The organism is Pseudomonas sp. TE12508 (assembly GCF_056279485.1).
Genome location: NZ_JBWCCN010000001.1, coordinates 323,501 through 339,910 on the forward strand (window position 1 = coordinate 323,501; position 16,410 = coordinate 339,910).

Sequence of the window (16,410 nt, forward strand, 5' to 3'; positions counted from 1 at the left end):
GAAGGTCTCCTTGACCCTGAGTTATTCGATTACGACCAGCGGCGGAAAATCAACGAGGTGTTGACCCCACCAAAAGCGAAATTGTTGTTCATCACGTACTCATTGCTCATCTGCCGGAATTCACCGCGCAGGTAATCGAGCGTGCCGCACTGCGGATCGACCTCATCGAGGTTGAAGGTGTGTACGTACTGGTCGCGGTTCATCATTTCGATGCTGAACCAGGACTCCAGCGCGCCGCAGGCCCCCAGGGTGTGGCCGAGGAAACTCTTCTGCGAACTGATCGGCATGTGTTCGCCGAACAACGCGCTGGTGGCCAGTGTTTCGGCAATGTCGCCCTGTTCTGTAGCGGTGCCATGGCCATTCACATAGCCGATGGCCGAAGGCTGCAGCCCGGCGTCTTCCAGTGCCAGCTCCATGGCTCGACGCATGGTGAGCTGCTCCGGACGGGTGGCGTGCTGACCGTCGGCGTTGCTGCCGAAACCGACGATCTCAGCGTGGATGCGGGCACCGCGTGCCAGGGCGTGTTCGAGCTCTTCGAGCACCAGCATGCCGCCGCCTTCACCGATCACCAGGCCATCGCGGCCGGTGTCGTAAGGGCGAGGGCTGGTTTGCGGGGCGTCGTTTTTCAGGCTGGTGGCGTAGAGCGCATCGAACACCATGGCTTCGGTCGGGCACAGCTCTTCGGCGCCACCGGCGAGCATCAGCGGCAGGCGGCCGAACTTGATTGATTCGTAGGCGTAACCGATGCCTTGGCTGCCGCTGGTGCAGGCGCTGGAGGTGGGGATCAGTCGGCCGGTGAGGCCGAAGAAGATGCTGACATTGGCCGCCGTGGTGTGCGGCATCATCCGCACGTAGGAGTTGGCGTTCAGGCCTTCGGCCACCGAGTTGAGCAGCATATTGCCGAACGCCTTGATCTCGTCGGTGCTGCCGGTGGACGAGCCGCAGGAAACGCCCATGCGCCCGTCCTTGATCGACTCGTCACCCAGCAGCCCGGCGTCCGCCAACGCTTGTTCAGCAGCGCCCACGGCCAGGCGTGAGACGCGGCCCATGCTGCGCAGTTGCTTGCGGGTCCAGTGGCTCGGCACTTTGAAGTCATCGATCGGCCCGGCCAGGCGTGTGCTGAGTTCGGTAAAACGATCCCACTCGTCCATGCGGCGGATGCCGCTGCGGTTGGCGGCGAAGTTGGCGGCGATGGTGTCCCAGTCGCTGCCCAGTGAGGTGATGCCGGCCATGCCGGTGACGACGACGCGCTTCATCAGCACAGGCCTCCATTGACGGCCAGAACCTGCCGGGTGATGTACGACGCTTCCGCCGACATCAGGAAATTCACTGCACCGGCTACCTCTTCCGGGGTGCCCATGCGTTGTGCGGGGATCATTTTCATCAGTTCTTCCACCGGCACGTTTTCATCGAGCATCGCCGTGTCGATCAGGCCGGGTGCGACACAGTTGACGGTAATTTTGCGCTTGCCCAGTTCGATCGCCAACGCCTTGGCTGCGCCGATCAAACCGGCCTTGGACGCGCTGTAGTTGACCTGGCCGCGATTGCCGATCAACCCGGAAACAGAGGTGATGCAGACAATCCGCCCGGCGGCGCGACGACGGATCATCGGCATCATCACCGGGTGCAGCACGTTGTAGAAACCGTCGAGGTTGGTGCGCATCACCAGATCCCAATCCTCCTCGCTCAGGGCCGGGAAAGCACCGTCGCGGGTCAGGCCGGCGTTGAGCACCACGCCATAATAGGCGCCGTGGGCTTCGACGTCGGCTTCAAGAATAGCTTTGCAACTGGCGCGGTCGGACACGTCAAATTGCAGGATGCGCGCGTTACGGCCCAAGGCTTCGACTTCGACCTTGACGGCTTCGGCGTCCGCGAGACCGCTGCGGCAGTGCAGCACGATGTCATGCCCGGCCCGGGCCAGACGCAACGCGATGGCGCGGCCAATACCACGGCTGGAGCCGGTGACCAGTACGGATTCAGTCATCACTCGACTCCTTGGGGTTCATGAAGATATTGCGCGGCCTGAGGCGGGCGAAACACGTTCAGCCGGGCTGTGGCGTGGATGCCGGGGGCAGTGAGGTGGCATTCGAACACACCCATGCCGTTGTCGTCTTCCAGCGAGCGTATTCCATGGATGGTCAACTCGGTGCCGGCGGGGAAGTGTTCCACGTTGCATTCGAATTTACGGGTGCCGAGCAGGAAACCCAGCTCCACGGCATTACCTTTCTGGCGCGCATGGCAGCCGGCGTACGCAGCGACGCTCTGGGCCATCAGCTCGATGCCGACCCAGGCCGGCAGGCTGCCGTCGGGGCGATTGAACAGGCCGCCGGGTTTGACGGTGAGTCGGGTGTGAATCTGTTCGTCATCGAACGACAGGATCTGCTCGATGAGGATCATGTCGCCGGCATGCGGCAGCAGTTCGGCGAGCGGCCAGGTAATCATGGAGCGTCTCCGATAATCAGGCTGACGTTATTGCCACCGAAGGCAAAGGAATTGCTCATCAGGTAGCGAGGTGCAATGGACGTCAGGTGGTCAGTCGGGGTCACCCAGTGCAGGGCCGGCAATTCGGGGTCGGGCTGGCCGTCCCAGACGTGGGGCGGCAGGGCGTGCTCGCGGTTGTCCACGCTCAGGCTCAACCAGCAGAACGCCGCTTCCAGGGCACCGGCAGCGCCGAGGGTATGGCCGGTCATCGGTTTGGTCGACGAGCAGGGCACGCCTTGCGGGAATAGTGTCGTCACGGCCAGGCTTTCCATGGCGTCGTTGTGTTGGGTGGCGGTGCCGTGCAGGTTCAGATAACCGATCTGCTGCGGTTGCAGACTTGCGCGGCTCAAGGCTTTGCGCATCGCTTGCAGGGCGCCACGGCCGGTCGGTTCCGGCGCGGAAATATGATGTGCATCGGAGCTGGCGCCACTGCCCAGCAGGGCAATCGGTTGGCTGTTGCCGGCGCTTTTGCTCATCAAAAACAGCACCGCCGCTTCGCCGATATTGATGCCGTTGCGGTTGGCTGAAAACGGATTGCAGCGCTGCTCGGACACCGCTTCCAGGGCCGAGAAACCGTTGAGGGTCAGCTTGCACAAACTGTCGACACCGCCGCACAACACGGCGTCGCACATGCCCAGGTCCAGCAGTCGTTGGGCGCTCATCAGCGCGCGGGCGCTGGAGGTGCAGGCGGTGGAAATCACATAGGCCGGGCCGCTCAATTGCAGCCAGTCGGCGAGAAACGTCGCCGGTGCGCCGAGTTCCTGTTGCTGATAGTCATAATCGGCAGGGAACTGATGCTCGCGGATGTAATGGGCCAGCCCGCTGCTGGCTTCGTGAATGCCCGAGGTGCTGGTGCCCAGGATGACGCCGATACGGTCGCGGCCGTAGGTCTGGATCGCCTGCTCGATGTCTTCGCGAATTTGCAGCGCAGCCTCCAGCAACAATTGATTGTTGCGACTGCTTTGATGCGCCAGCTCAGGCGGAATCGGCGCCAGTTCGCCGCGCACCGCCGCGACCGGCAGCGAGCGTTCCACGACCCAGCCGGCCTCGCTACGCATACCCGGGCAATCGCCGGCAAACAGGTTACGGGCAACTTCCTGCTTGTCGCGGCCCAGGGCGCAGATTACCCCGAGGGCATTCAGATAAGCCGTCATGGCGTGTGCTCGCCTAACGGAGTGACGCGATAGTGCGGGCCTTGGGATACGTTCAATTCAAAGCTCAGTGGTTGTGAATAGCGGATGTTCCAACGTGGTGACAAAGACCGTTGCCCGCCATCCTGCCGGGCGAGGGGATAGTTGCGATGCAACTCGCCCGCAGGGGTCAGCGCAAACAACAAGGCAGCGAACAGCTCCCGGGCTTCCGGATTGGGCGGCAGCAGACCGTCGGCCTGCCATTGGCCATCGATCAGTTTCTGCCGTGCCACGGGAATCCCCAAAGGGTCCATCATCGACCAGCGAATGCCTGGGCCTTCACGCTGGATCACCAGCAGCCAGTCCTGACGCTGTTCGGCCATCTGCCGTTCGATGTGCAGTTGCAGCGGCAACGCCAGGTTCGGGGTTCGCTCGGGCAGCGGTGCCTGGCTGGCGCAAGCGCTCAGCAACAGGACACAACCCAGAAGCAGGAAACGGATCATCAGGCATACCCTTCAAGAGGCTTGCGCGCGACTACATTGACCAGGGTTTCTTCCCGTTGGCCAAAGGGTTTTGGCTGGCGCAAGCCGAAGCGTTCGAGCAGGCCGAAATCCTTGGCGCGACTCCACCACAAGTAAGGGTAAGACACGTTCTGCGGGCCGAATTCAAAACCCTGCCGACGAATCATGTCCAGGTAGCCGGCGGCGCTCTTCTGCACGTGCATCGGGTGGCGGAACAGCCAGCGAATCACCCACGTATCAATGTAAGCCTCGGTGGACTCGGCGAACAGCAAATAGCCGCCCGGCTTGAGCACCCGATAGAACTCGGCCAGGGCCTGATCCTGCTCGACAAGGTGATGGAAGGTCTGATGACAGAACAGCAGATCGACGCTGGCGTCCGGCACGTTGATGCTCGCGCAGTCACTGCCGATCAGTTCTACATCCATGCCCTGACGAGTCGCTTCTTCACCGCTCAGGTTCAGGCTGTGAGGATCGGCATCCAGCCCGATCAGGCGTTGAGGCGCGAAGGTCTGGCGCAGGTACTGGAACGACTTGCCCTGGCCGCAACCGGCATCCAGCAATACCGGGTTGGCGGGCAATGGCGTGCTGAACAGGTCGCGCAAGTCATTGATCGCCACTCGCAATACATGATGCTGCCAGGTGTGACTGCGCAGGAACCAGAAACCGAAACGGGTTTCTTCGACGTAGTTGTCGCTCAAGTAACTCATGTCGCGTCCTTTGCGCACAGGTCCGAGATCATCCGCAGTCGACGTTTGGGTTCGCTGACGAACGGGTTGCGTTCATCCCAGGCGTAACCCGCGAGGATCGAGCTGATCATGCGGCGGATTTCCGCTGCGCCGCCCTGATAGAAAATCACATCCTGAAAGGTCCCGGCGTACCAGCCTTCGACGTAGCAACGGAAGGTGTCGACGCCGCGCTTGAGCGGTTCGGCGAACTCGGTCTGCCAGTTGACGCTTTCACCTTGCAGTTGGCGGTGCAGCACCCCGGCGGCCATGCTCGCCGAACGCATGGCGATGGTCACGCCGGAGGAGAACACCGGGTCGAGAAATTCCGCCGCATTGCCCAACAGGGCGAAACCTGGGCCATGCAGGGTTTTGACGTTGGCCGAATAACCGCCGATGGTCCGCGCGGGCGTATCCCACACGGCATTGTTCAGCACACCGGCCAGGCTTGGCGTTTCAGCAATGAAGCCGCGCAGGCAGTCGTCCAGATTCTCGGTGCGGCCTTCGAAGTGTTCGGCGGCTGCCACCACGCCCACCGAGCAACGGCCGTTGCTGAACGGGATGGTCCAGAACCAGATATCGCGCTGGGTCGGATGGGTGGTGATGAGGATTTTCTCCCGGTCGAAAGCCGGGTTGTCGATGCAATCTTCGACGTGGGTGAACACGGCCTGGCGCACCGGGAAGTTCGACGGTGCTTCAAGGTCCAGCAAGCGCGGCAGCACGCGACCGTAGCCGCTGGCATCGAGCACAAAGTCGGCCTCGACGCGGTATTGGCTACCGTCTTCGCGAAGTACGTCGAGCTGCGGTTTAGGCAGGCTGAAATCGGCGCTGACGATGGCTTCGCCGTAACGGACATCGACACCTTGCAGCTCAGCCTGATCGGCCAGCAGCTTGTCGAAGTCGGCGCGCTGGACCTGGAACGTCGTCGGCTTGCCGTTGGTGAACGTGTCGCCGAAATCGAAGGTGCTGTACTGATCGCCCCAAGCGAACGCTGCGCCGTTTTTGCGCTGGAAACCAGCAGCATTTACCGCCTCGAGCATGCCGGCTTCTTCGACGAAATCCAGGCAGTGGGACAGCAGGCTTTCACCGATGGAAAACCGTGGGAAATGCTGACGCTCGATCATCAGCACATCATGACCTTTACGCTTGAGCAGCGCGGCGGCGATGGCGCCCGAGGGGCCAGCGCCGATCACCAGTACCTGACGACGTTCCATTTCAACTGTTGGCACGGGTGCTCCTTGCCGGGGCGGCGATGTTCAAAGGGATTCGGTGCATGCCGGCGAGTGCCGGCAGCAGGGTTGCGATCAGGCCCATCAACATCAGCGCGAAGTACAGCGCCGGGCTGATGAGCTGTTGTTGCAGCAGCAGGTTGAGAAAGACGATCTCGCTCAAGCCGCGAATATTCAGTAAAAGGCTTTCCCGCCAGCGGCTGGCACCTTCAAACGAGGCGCCAGCCCAGCCGAGGCCCAGCCAGTTGCCCAACAGTTTGCTGGTGATTGGCAACAGCAGGAGCGCGGTCAGTTGCATCCCGCCGAGACTGTCGATGGCGCTGTGCACGTTGATCTGCACGATGCCGAACGTGAGGATCAGCGGGATGGCGATCCAGGTCTGCAAACGGCTCATCCACGCCGCCGACAATGGCAGCACCAATGGCACCTTGAGCGCGGCCATGCACAGCAGATAGCCGATACCGAAAATCAGCGCATTGAGTTTGAAGTGTTCGGCGACCACCAGCAGCGCGAAGAAGCAGCCGCGGTGCAGCAACGGTTGGCGCAACCCGAGCAGGTGCAGCAACAACGGCAGACAGGCGCCGGCCAGCGGCAGCAAGAGGCTACTCAGGTGCAGGCTGCCCTGGGCGAACGCGAACAGGGTCCAGCAGGTCAGGTCGATCAGGATCGCGGTTTGCACCAGACGCCGGGTGGCGGCGGGCGGGTAGTTGATGTGTCGCAGGTACAGATACAACACCGGAATGGCGGTGATGGCGAACAGCAGACCGACCGCCAGCGAGCTGATCCACGGCTGCGGCGGCAACAGCCAGAACGCTGTCGCCAGCCCGCAGGCGAACGGAATACAGAAACTCGGCAGGGCGATTTTCAGGCTCTGGCGCTCCAGGCGCAGGTCGATCACGTCGCTGAGAATGTGCCCCAGCAGCAAGGCAAAGCTCAGGCTGTAGAGGTTCTTCAGCCAGCCCGGCGAGATCAGGTCGGCACCGCTCAGGTGCCAGCTCGGTTCGATCCAGAAGTACATCAACAACGGCAGGCCGAAGGTCGCCAGCAGCAACTGGCTGACGATCGGAATCAGACCGAAATGACGACCGATACGAGTGGCCACGGCGAACAACACCAGGGCCATCACCCAGAACACCGCGACCATCATGCTGCCGGCTCCGTAACTGGGGCGGCATGGACTTGGCGTCCGGCCCATGGCGCCAGGATGAAACTGAACGCCAGGCCGAGGCTCACCGACAGGCCGAAGTTGCTCACCGCTGGCGTGCTGGACACCGCCAACAGGCCAAACGACAGCCAAGTGGTCACCGCTGCCAGCAAGGTGCCCAGCAGACTCGCCGCGGCGCCGCCGATCTGTTCGCGCATGAGGATCGCGTAATCGACGCTGATGGCCGTCACCAGCAACAGGCCGAACAGGCTGAACAATGTCAGCGGCTGACCGAGCCAACCGAGGCTTGCCAGGCTGCACAGGGCCGCCAGCAGCGGCAGGGAGACGATTCGCAGCGCGCCACCGAAACCGAATGGCAGGATCAGCACCAGCACGATCAACACGCAGGAGGCGAGTTTCAATTCAGCGGCGCTGATTTGAGTGGCGGCGAAAACCTGGTTCAGTTCGCCGAGGCGATCCACCAGTTCTACACCCGGCAAGTCCAGCGCCTGGACCCGCAACAGCGTGGGATTGTTCAAGCCTTGCAGGCTGACCATTGCGGCCACGCCGTCCTCAGTCGGCCCCAGCCACAGGGTGCGGTAGGGCTCGGCCAATGGGCCGGCCAGCGCTGTGTCGATGTCTTTGGTGGGCAGCGCCTGCAACGTTGCCAGCTCGGCTTGCAACGCGGCGGCCGGCACGCCGAGGGCGAGCAACGGTTGCCAGAACTGCGGCAGCTTGCTCAGTGCTTCACGCACTTTGCGCTGTTCGCTCGGCTGGCTGACCAGTTGATTGAGCGATAGATAGCCCTGAAGTTTTTCCAGATTGACCAGTTGATCCAGACGCTCGCTCAGTGCCGTCAGGCGTTCGAGCAACGCCTGCTGATTGGCCGCGCGCACCAGGAAAAACTGGCTGGTAGGTTGATAGCCGGTGATGCGTGCGATGGTCTGGGCTTCGTCAGTCAGTTGCTGCGGTGTGCCGACCCATTGGCGAATATCGTTTTTGCTCTGCAACTGCAACAGACCGCCGACACAGAAGGCGATCAGCAATGCCAGCAGCACTGGCGTGCGCAAGTATTTCAGCAGCGATTCTCGCAGCTCCAGCAACTTTTCGGCGACGCGCATCGGCCATTGCGCCGGGCGCAGAACCACGCCCTTGAGCAGCGCCGGCAGCAGGCACACTGCCGACAGGTAGGCGCCAAGCAGGCCGGCGGCGGAGAACACGGCAATTTGGGTCAGGGCCGGGAACGGCGTCCAGGCCAGGGCCAGGTAGCCGATGCAACTAGTGATCAGGCTCAGCGTCAGCCCCGGTAGGGTCAGGCGTAACGCCGGCCAGCTGTGCCAGGGTTTCAGGCTCCAGCTTTTGGACAGGTAATGCAGTGGGTAATCCACCGCCACGCCGATCAGGCTTGAGCCCAACACCAGCGTCATCACATGCATATGGCCGAACAGCGCCACGCAGGCCACCGCACCGAACAACATGCCCACCAGCACCGGGACGAACGCCAACAACACCCGCCAACGCCGGAAGGCCAGCAACAGCAGCAACAGAATCCCGACCGTGGCGCCGCCGCCGACCCAAGTCATTTCGCGCGCGGCTTGCCGTTGACCGCTAGCGGCATACAGCAGGCCACTGGCGGCGAGGAGTTGCACATCCGACCGGGCGGCTTCTTCGCGACTGTGTTGCAACAGGTCAGCCACTTGCAGCGGCAGGTTCATGTCGAACGCGTTGCCGGCGGTTCGCGCCCGCAGCATCACCCAACTCTTACCGTCGGCATCGGCAACCAGCGTACCGCTGCCGATGTCCAGTTGCACCGAGCCGTGTTGTGGCTGGCTGTTCTGGATGCGCCCGGTCAGGCCGAGCCAGTCGTCCTGGCTCGGTACCAGGCTGAAGCCGGTGAACGGGTCGAACAGGGCTTGTACCCGTTGCTGGATAAAGGCGTCAGGGTGCTCGATGAGTTGCTGCCGGTCGGCCGCGGACAGCATCGCCAGTCGGCCTTGCAGCAATTGGCTGCGCAATGCGGGCAAGTCGGCTTGCAGGTTCCACTGGACCTTTTCGAAGACGCCGCTGGCCTGCCATTGCTCGCCGAGTTTTTGCGCCATGGCGATGGCTTGCTGGCGGTCTTGATGGCCGACCAGTACCAGCATTTCCCGGTTCAACGGTTCTTGCATGCGTTGTTCGGCGCGCAGTTCCAGCGCGTCCGGCGCGGTGCCTGGCACCAGTTCCATCAGGTTGGCCGACAGCGGTGCACCGTCACGCCATTGCCAGCCGGCGAGCGCGAGCACCGCCAGCAGCAGGACCAGAAACAGCCGCGGCAGCATCCGTTCACTCGGCAAAGTCATGTTGCTCCGCGTCGCTCAATGGTTGTGCGCTGGTGCTGTCCTGCATGCGCAACAGGGTTCGGTCCCCCTGGGTTTCGAGCAGCTCGATGCTATGCACCAGTTCGCCGCCGTCAATGTTGATCTGATTGAACACCTGCTTGAGCAGCATCGAGCGCGGGGTCAGGGTCAGCTTCCAGCGCTGTGCATCGCCGCTCAGCGAAAGCTCGAAATCCCGTTGCAGGCCGCTGCTGTCGCCTTGCAGCACCGCGAGGAACAAGCGGTTCTGTTCGGCACCGGCACTCTTGTTCGGCAGCATTTGCCAGCCGCTGGCATCGCGCCGGGCAATGCCTTTGTCGCTGATGCGGTAGTCCTGTTGCAGCGGGGTTTTCAGCAGCCAGAGCAGACCATGGTTCTTTGCCAGAACGAAGGTGCCCTTGCTGGTCAGCGGCTGGGGCAGGGCGCGCAGGTGTTTTTCCTGGATGAAGCTGCCGTGGATCACATCGGGTTTGGCCAGTTGATCGCTGAGCTGTTGCAGATCGAAGGCTTGCGCCAATGATGAAAGCCCGAGCAACGCTAAAGCGCCAAGGCATTTGAGGAGCGAATTCATGGCAGCATCCTTTCAACCGCATCGGTGAAAACCTTCGGTGAAGCCAGCTGCATTTCGCGGCTGCTCATGTCGACGGCGACCTGCACGGAACAGGCGCGGGTCAGGCGTTCGCCGGTGGCCAGATCGCTGATCAGGTAATTGATCTTCAGGCGGTTTTCCCACTCCACCAGGCTGGCGCGCACATTCAGCTTCTGGCCGAACACCGCGCCGCGCACATAGCGCAGCTGCAAGTCGATCACCGGCCACGCGTAACCCGATGCCACCATGGCGTCGTAGTTGTGGCCGATCCTGTCCAGCAGCGCACAGCGGGCGACCTCCAGGTATTTGACGTAATGGCCGTGCCAGACCACGTTCATGGTGTCGACGTCAAAGAACGGTACGAGGATTTCCGTGTCGGTGTGCAGCACTCCCTTGCTACGCATGCAGCCTCCAGTGTTGTTCGGCGATACGTTGCAGGCACAGGCGCAATTCGCCTTCCAACGCACGATCTTCGATGACCGGCGGGAAGTCCTTGGCCAATTCTTCGTGCATCGCGGCCAGTGCTGGTGGCAGTGGCCGCGCGTCTTTAGCCTGGCCGCGCAGCCAGACGCCTTGGTTGGCGGCCAGCAGCGTGGCGGCGGCGACCTGTTCGGTCAGCTCCAGTACGCGGATGGCGTCGCGGGCGGCGATGGTGCCCATGCTGACTTTGTCCTGGTTGTGGCACTCGGTGGAGCGCGAGAAGACGCTGGCCGGCATGGTGTTTTTCAGGGCTTCGGCGGTCCAGGCGCTGGTGCCGATCTGCACCGCCTTGAAGCCGTGATTGAGCATCGCGCGATCGGCGGTGGCGCCAGACAGGTTGCTCGGCAAGCCATGGTTGTAACGCTCGTCCACCAGCAGCGCGAGCTGGCGGTCGAGCAAGTCGGCGACGTTCGCCACCAGGGTTTTCAGACTGTCCATGGCGAACGCGATATGGCCGCCGTAGAAGTGCCCGCCGTGCAGCACGCGTTCGGCTTCGGCGTCGATAATCGGGTTGTCGTTGGCGCTGTTCAGTTCGATCTCGATGAAAGAGCGCAGCCAGTTCAGGCTGTCGGCCAGCACACCGAGCACGTGCGGCGCACAACGCAGGGAATAGCGGTCTTGCAGGCGATGCAGTGGCGCGGTCGGCGCATCGATCGCCAGATCCTTGCGCAACCACGCAGCGACTTGCATCTGCCCGGGATGGGGTTTGGTGGCGAACAGACGCTCGTCGAAGTGCTCCGGGTTGCCTTGCAGGGCGACCACGTTCAGCGCGGTGATGCGCGTGGCCAGTTGCAGCAGGTAATCAGCGCGCGCATAAGCCAGGCAGGCGAGGCCGGTCATCACGGCGGTGCCGTTCATCAGCGCCAGCGCTTCTTTGGGGCGCAATACCAGCGGTTCCCAGCCGAGTTCGCTGTGCACATCGGCGGCTTGTCGACGCTCATCGCGGAACATCACTTCGCGCTCGCCGGACAAGGTCGCGGCAACGTAGGACAGCGGCGTCAGATCACCGCTGGCGCCCACCGAACCTTCTTCCGGAATCAGCGGCAGAATGTCGTATTCGAGGAAGGCTTGCAGGCGCTCCAGCAGTTCCACGCGTACTCCGGAAACGCCTTGGCAAAGCGATTGCAACCGCGCCGCCAGCACCGCGCGGGTGGCTTGGGCGTCGAGCAGTTTGCCCAGGCCGCAACCGTGGAAGGTATACAGATGACGGGGCAGGGCTTCGACGTGGTGCAGCGGCACCGCCACCACACAGGAATCGCCATAACCGGTGGTCACGCCATAGATCACGCCTTCCTTGTCCAACAGGGAATCAAGGAATTGCGGGCCCTTGGCGATGCGCTGGCGAAACTCGGGGTCGCCCTGCAACTGCGTCGGCACCTGACGGTTGGCCAGGGCCAGCACGTCTTCGATGCGCAAAGGGAGTTCGCCGAAGGTTACCGGCTCAAGCGTTGGCGTCGTCATCGGTCTTCCAGAAAGGGTAAAAGTTGAACCATTGTTGGGGTGCTTCGAGGCAATAGTGACCCAGGCGTTCGGCATAGCGGGAGGCCCACTGATGAATGACCTGTTCGCGGTCGCTGCGTTTCCACACGATGGCGTCGGCGAACGGTTCGAGGGTCAGTCGATAGTCGCCAGTGGGTTTCTTCAGGCACAGCATCAGGTTGATCGGGCATTTCAGCAGACCGGCCAGCAACCATGGGCCCTGAGGAAACGCGGCTTGATGACCGAGGAAATCCACGCTCACGCTGCGTCCGCCATGCAGCGGCACGCGGTCGCCGGCAATCGCCAGCCATTCGCCGCGCTCCAGGCGTTCATGCAATTGCAGCATGATCACCGGGTCCAGCTCGCTGACCTGGATCAGCCGCAGATTGGTCGCCCCGGCTTCACCCAGCAGGCGGTTGAATTGTTCGGCGTGCTTGGTGTGCACCAGCACGTTCATGGTGACTTTCTCGCCAATCTCGGCCAGCGCCCGGCAGACTTCGAGATTGCCCAAGTGCGCGCCTACCAGCATTTGCCCGCGTGTGCCGCGCAGTTTATTGCGCAGCAGCGCCGGGTCGATGATTTCGATTTGATCGATGCTCAGCTTGCCGTTCCACACATCGAGTTTGTCGAGCATGGAATCGGCGAAGGCCATGAACTGGCCGAACACCCGCCAATGGCTCGGGCGCAACTCGCTGCGACCGCTCCAGTCGGCAAGCCGCTGCTGGTATTGCCAGGCGCTTTGGCGGGCGCTGCGTCCGAACAGGAAAAAGTACAGCACGATGCCGTACAGCAGCGGGCTCAGCAGTCGGCGACCCAAGACTTTTGCGCAAAGCGCAGTGAACTTCATCAACCAGAAGCTGCCGCGCTCCTGGCGGTCGGCCCAGTGCTGTTTGTCTGCGTTGTCGCTCATGCTCGCCACCGTCGCCAGAGGATTACCGGTGCGCGCAGCAACATGCCGAAGAACAGCCGGGTGTGCATGCTCGAAATCAGTACATTGTCGTGGAACAGACGGAAATGCGAGACGCCATCCAGAGGGTAATGAACCCTGGTTTTCAGCCACTGCATCGGCTGATTGCGCCAGGCCAGGCGCACCAGGATGTCGGAGTCGAAGTCCATGCGCTTGCCGATCCTGGCCGAGTCGATCAGTGCCAGGGTCGGTGGCAATGGGTAGACACGGAAGCCGCACATGGAGTCGCGAATCTGCAATGACAGGGTGTTGATCCAGACCATCACATGGGTCAGGTAGCGGGCGTATAAACGGCCCTTCGGCACGCTGGCGTCGTATTGCGGATAACCGCAAATCACCGCGTCGGGGTGGGCGCGTGAATGTTCGATGAAGACTTTAACGTCTTGCAGGTCGTGCTGGCCGTCGGCGTCCACCTGCAATGCGTGGCTGAAGCCCAGGCGCGAAGCTTCGCGCAAGCCGGTCATCACCGCGCCGCCCTTGCCTTGATTGACGGTGAGCCTGATCAGGTAAACCCGGTCTCGCCGGGCCAGTTGGTCAAGCACCTTGGCGCAGGCAGGACTGCTGGCATCGTCCACCAGAATGCAGGGCAAGCCGCTGGCAAGCAGCGCATCGACCACGGCGGTGATTGCGGTTTCGTGGTTGTAGACCGGGATGATTGCGCAGGGGTTATGCATGATCAGAAACCTCCACAGAACCCTTGTTTTGAAGGCGCTTACTGTGGCGAGGGAGCTTGCTCCCGTTCGAGTGCGAAGCGCTCGCAATGAAGTCTGCGTTGGTTGATTTGGGGGCCGCTTCGCAGCCCAGCGGGAGCAAGCTCCCTCGCCACAGGTTATGCATCGCTTGACGCCTCCAGCAAAATCCGCCCACTGGAGCAGGTGGCGGTTTCATTGCGATAGGCGAAATACAATTTGCTGCGCGCCGAGTCGAAGCGCAGGTGCAGCTGGATTTCATCACCGGGGCGTACCAGTTGCTGGAATTTCAGCACTTCCATACCGGAAAATTTTGCCGGCAGATTCATCAATTGCTGGCCCAGGCTCAATGCCCAATCCACCTGCACCACACCTGGCAATACCGGCGCTCGGGGAAAGTGGCCGCTGAAATACGCCAGGTCTGGCGGGACCGCCAGTTGCAGGCTCCACTCGCCATCGACTTCGAGCTGCTCCAGCACTTCCGGCGCTTTTGGACGGGGTGCCAGCAGCAAGGCTTCCACCTCGGCCTGGGGCAGTTTGCCTTGCGCGTTCAGCGGTAGCTGCCGCAACAAGCGCCAGCGGCGTGGCAGGGCCAGCGTTTCACAATGTTGACTCAGATGCTGACGCAAGACTTGAGTAAGGCTGCGTCGACCCTGATTGCGCAAGGCACGCAGGCCTCGCTCGCTGAGTACCAGCAGCGCCCCTAATGAAGCGCGGTTTTCCTGAACCACACCGAGACGCGCTTCGGCGACCCAGTCGTGAGCCATCAGTGCTTGTTCAAGCATCGGTAGCGAAATACGTTTTTCTTCCAGTTTGACGATTCGGTCCAGCCGACCCAACAGCTCGAAACGGCCGTCGGCGGCGATGCGCGCGGCATCGGCGGTGTGTTCAATATGGCCGGCAGGCAAGTACGGTGAGGCGATAAGCAGGGCGCCATCGCTGTCCTGGCTCAGCGCAACATCGGCGAAGGGCTGCCAGAGATGCTGGCCCTGACGCCAGGCGATGCCGCCGGTTTCCGAACTGCCGAAGATTTCTGTCGGCCATTGTTGCAGGCGCTCATGCAGGCTTTTCGCCGCTTCGGCGGGCAGCGCGCCACCGGAGGAAAACACTCGGCGCACCGCGCCCAGTGCTGGCCAGTCGAGGTTGTCGCCCATGCGCTTGAGCAGCGCCGGGCTGGCGACCCAGGCGAAGACCGGGTGTTCGCGGCTGGCGCGCTGCAAGTCTTCCGGGAAGGCCAATTGCTTGCGGACGAACGAGCGCCCGGCGCACAACGGCCACAGGACCCGAAACAGCAACCCGTAGATGTGCTGCGTGGCGACGCTGCCGATGATGCAGGCGTCGCCCAGATCTGCGCCCCACAGATGCTCCAGCGCTTCGACTTCATTGGCCAATTGGCGCAGGGTTTTGTCGATACGCTTGGGTTCACCACTGGAACCGGAGGTGCACAGGCTCAGTTGACAGCAATCCAGATCCAGCGGGTTGGCCGGCAGCGGTGGATGCCGATAATCGCTCAGGTGCGCGTCGGTAGCCTGATCGGTCAGCCACAGATCGACCTTGGTCGACCAGCGCTGGCGAGTCTGCGCTTGCAGGTCGGCGGGCAACAGTACGCTGACCCCGGCACGCCAGGCGCCGAGCAGGGCAATGGCCAGGTCGGCAGCGTCCTCAAGGTGCACGGCGATGCGCTGTACGCCTTGCACTTGCAGGCCGGCAGCCAGGCTCAGAGCCTGTTCGCACAATTGCGCATGATACAACGCCGGTTCCACCGTCACGGCACGGTCCGGCTGAGCCTTGAGCAACAGTTGCTCAAGTGTTATCCAATTCATGGGCGGCCTCTTACCCGTTGTCGTATCAGCCATTCAATGGCAAACATCAGGCCGATCAATCCATAGGAGATCAGGCCGGTGTACAACATCCACCAACTCAGCGGCGCCCAAAGGGTCAGGGCAGCGGCGCACAAGCCGTTGCAGAGAAAAAACACGCTCCAGGCAATCGTCACCTGGCGGGTGTAGCGAATGGCCCTGGCCGGCAACTCCGGCTCTCGCAGACGGGCCAGACGTTCAATCATCGGCGGGCCATATTTCAGGCTCAGGCCGAACAGCGCCAGCATGAACGCGCTGATCAGCACCGGGTACCAGCGCAGCAGCACCGGGCTGTCGAACAGCGCCAGCAACAGGCAGAACGCGATGGCGACCACGGCCATCCACAGGCTGCCAGGCCGCCGCTCGCCAGTCAGCGCCCGCGCCAGCCACAGGCTGCCCAGCAGCAGACCGAACTGCCACGGGGCAAAATGCTCCATGCCGAAATACACCGCAAAGGGGTACAACAGGCCTGCCAGCAGCAGGCCGAGGCCGATCAGTCGGCTCATGCGGCTGGTTGAACCAGGCGGTAGACCGCCTCGACCACGTCGCTGACGGTACGCACCGATTTGAATTCTTCGGCAGCGATTTTCTTGCCGGTCTGGCGTTTGATGTGATCGATCAGGTCGACCGCATCGATGCTGTCGATTTCCAGATCCTGATACAGGTTGGACCCCAGACTGATGCGCTCGGGCTCCAGCTCGAAGAGTTCGACCAGAGCATCGCGCAGGGTATTGAAAATATCGTCACGAGTTTGCATGGTCCGGTC

Annotated in this window: 17 protein-coding genes; all 17 read right to left on the reverse strand. The window is 62.3% G+C overall.

What is annotated here, in order from left to right; genetic code table 11:
• Positions 1-29: 29 nt before the first annotated feature.
• Positions 30-1,256 (reverse strand): beta-ketoacyl-ACP synthase, encoded by a 1,227-nt coding sequence (locus tag ACZ9IM_RS01405; protein WP_007899172.1) that lies wholly within the window; start codon positions 1,254-1,256, stop codon positions 30-32.
• Entirely contained in the window at positions 1,256-1,984 is a 729-nt protein-coding gene (gene fabG / locus ACZ9IM_RS01410) for a 3-oxoacyl-ACP reductase FabG (RefSeq protein WP_427626624.1), read from the reverse strand. Before fabG ends, ACZ9IM_RS01405 begins: the two co-directional genes overlap by 1 nt.
• Positions 1,984-2,442: a hotdog family protein gene (locus ACZ9IM_RS01415; protein WP_007899158.1), complete on the reverse strand. Its 459-nt coding sequence runs from the start codon at positions 2,440-2,442 to the stop codon at positions 1,984-1,986. Before ACZ9IM_RS01415 ends, fabG begins: the two co-directional genes overlap by 1 nt.
• The gene (locus ACZ9IM_RS01420; RefSeq protein WP_476223216.1) at positions 2,439-3,635 is read right to left on the reverse strand and encodes a beta-ketoacyl-[acyl-carrier-protein] synthase family protein; all 1,197 of its coding nucleotides are present in this window, start codon (positions 3,633-3,635) and stop codon (positions 2,439-2,441) included. Before ACZ9IM_RS01420 ends, ACZ9IM_RS01415 begins: the two co-directional genes overlap by 4 nt.
• A complete protein-coding gene (locus tag ACZ9IM_RS01425; protein ID WP_427626628.1) occupies positions 3,632-4,114 on the reverse strand; it encodes a hypothetical protein in 483 nt (160 codons plus the stop codon). Before ACZ9IM_RS01425 ends, ACZ9IM_RS01420 begins: the two co-directional genes overlap by 4 nt.
• Entirely contained in the window at positions 4,114-4,839 is a 726-nt protein-coding gene (locus tag ACZ9IM_RS01430) for a class I SAM-dependent methyltransferase (protein ID WP_476223217.1), read from the reverse strand. The genes ACZ9IM_RS01425 and ACZ9IM_RS01430 overlap by 1 nt, the downstream gene beginning before the upstream one ends.
• The gene (locus tag ACZ9IM_RS01435; protein WP_476223218.1) at positions 4,836-6,083 is read right to left on the reverse strand and encodes an NAD(P)/FAD-dependent oxidoreductase; all 1,248 of its coding nucleotides are present in this window, start codon (positions 6,081-6,083) and stop codon (positions 4,836-4,838) included. The genes ACZ9IM_RS01430 and ACZ9IM_RS01435 overlap by 4 nt, the downstream gene beginning before the upstream one ends.
• Positions 6,070-7,230: a cation:proton antiporter gene (locus tag ACZ9IM_RS01440; protein WP_476223219.1), complete on the reverse strand. Its 1,161-nt coding sequence runs from the start codon at positions 7,228-7,230 to the stop codon at positions 6,070-6,072. The genes ACZ9IM_RS01435 and ACZ9IM_RS01440 overlap by 14 nt, the downstream gene beginning before the upstream one ends.
• Entirely contained in the window at positions 7,227-9,566 is a 2,340-nt protein-coding gene (locus tag ACZ9IM_RS01445) for an MMPL family transporter (RefSeq protein WP_476223220.1), read from the reverse strand. The genes ACZ9IM_RS01440 and ACZ9IM_RS01445 overlap by 4 nt, the downstream gene beginning before the upstream one ends.
• Positions 9,550-10,152 carry an outer membrane lipoprotein carrier protein LolA gene (locus ACZ9IM_RS01450; protein WP_476223221.1) on the reverse strand — a complete coding sequence of 201 codons (603 nt, stop codon included), beginning with the start codon at positions 10,150-10,152 and terminating at the stop codon, positions 9,550-9,552. The genes ACZ9IM_RS01445 and ACZ9IM_RS01450 overlap by 17 nt, the downstream gene beginning before the upstream one ends.
• Positions 10,149-10,574: an acyl-CoA thioesterase gene (locus ACZ9IM_RS01455; RefSeq protein WP_007903171.1), complete on the reverse strand. Its 426-nt coding sequence runs from the start codon at positions 10,572-10,574 to the stop codon at positions 10,149-10,151. The genes ACZ9IM_RS01450 and ACZ9IM_RS01455 overlap by 4 nt, the downstream gene beginning before the upstream one ends.
• Positions 10,567-12,111 (reverse strand): HAL/PAL/TAL family ammonia-lyase, encoded by a 1,545-nt coding sequence (locus tag ACZ9IM_RS01460; protein WP_476223222.1) that lies wholly within the window; start codon positions 12,109-12,111, stop codon positions 10,567-10,569. The genes ACZ9IM_RS01455 and ACZ9IM_RS01460 overlap by 8 nt, the downstream gene beginning before the upstream one ends.
• The gene (locus tag ACZ9IM_RS01465) at positions 12,092-13,039 is read right to left on the reverse strand and encodes an LpxL/LpxP family acyltransferase (protein WP_063341798.1); all 948 of its coding nucleotides are present in this window, start codon (positions 13,037-13,039) and stop codon (positions 12,092-12,094) included. Before ACZ9IM_RS01465 ends, ACZ9IM_RS01460 begins: the two co-directional genes overlap by 20 nt.
• Positions 13,036-13,770, reverse strand: a complete 735-nt coding sequence (locus tag ACZ9IM_RS01470) for a glycosyltransferase family 2 protein (protein WP_123499899.1) — start codon at positions 13,768-13,770, stop codon at positions 13,036-13,038. Before ACZ9IM_RS01470 ends, ACZ9IM_RS01465 begins: the two co-directional genes overlap by 4 nt.
• Before the next feature lie 155 nt (positions 13,771-13,925).
• Complete coding sequence (locus tag ACZ9IM_RS01475; protein WP_476223223.1) at positions 13,926-15,608, reverse strand: ApeI family dehydratase; 1,683 nt, start codon at positions 15,606-15,608, stop codon at positions 13,926-13,928.
• Positions 15,605-16,150: a COG4648 family protein gene (locus ACZ9IM_RS01480; protein ID WP_007903177.1), complete on the reverse strand. Its 546-nt coding sequence runs from the start codon at positions 16,148-16,150 to the stop codon at positions 15,605-15,607. Before ACZ9IM_RS01480 ends, ACZ9IM_RS01475 begins: the two co-directional genes overlap by 4 nt.
• The gene (locus tag ACZ9IM_RS01485; RefSeq protein ID WP_007903178.1) at positions 16,147-16,401 is read right to left on the reverse strand and encodes an acyl carrier protein; all 255 of its coding nucleotides are present in this window, start codon (positions 16,399-16,401) and stop codon (positions 16,147-16,149) included. Before ACZ9IM_RS01485 ends, ACZ9IM_RS01480 begins: the two co-directional genes overlap by 4 nt.
• Positions 16,402-16,410 lie beyond the last annotated feature (9 nt).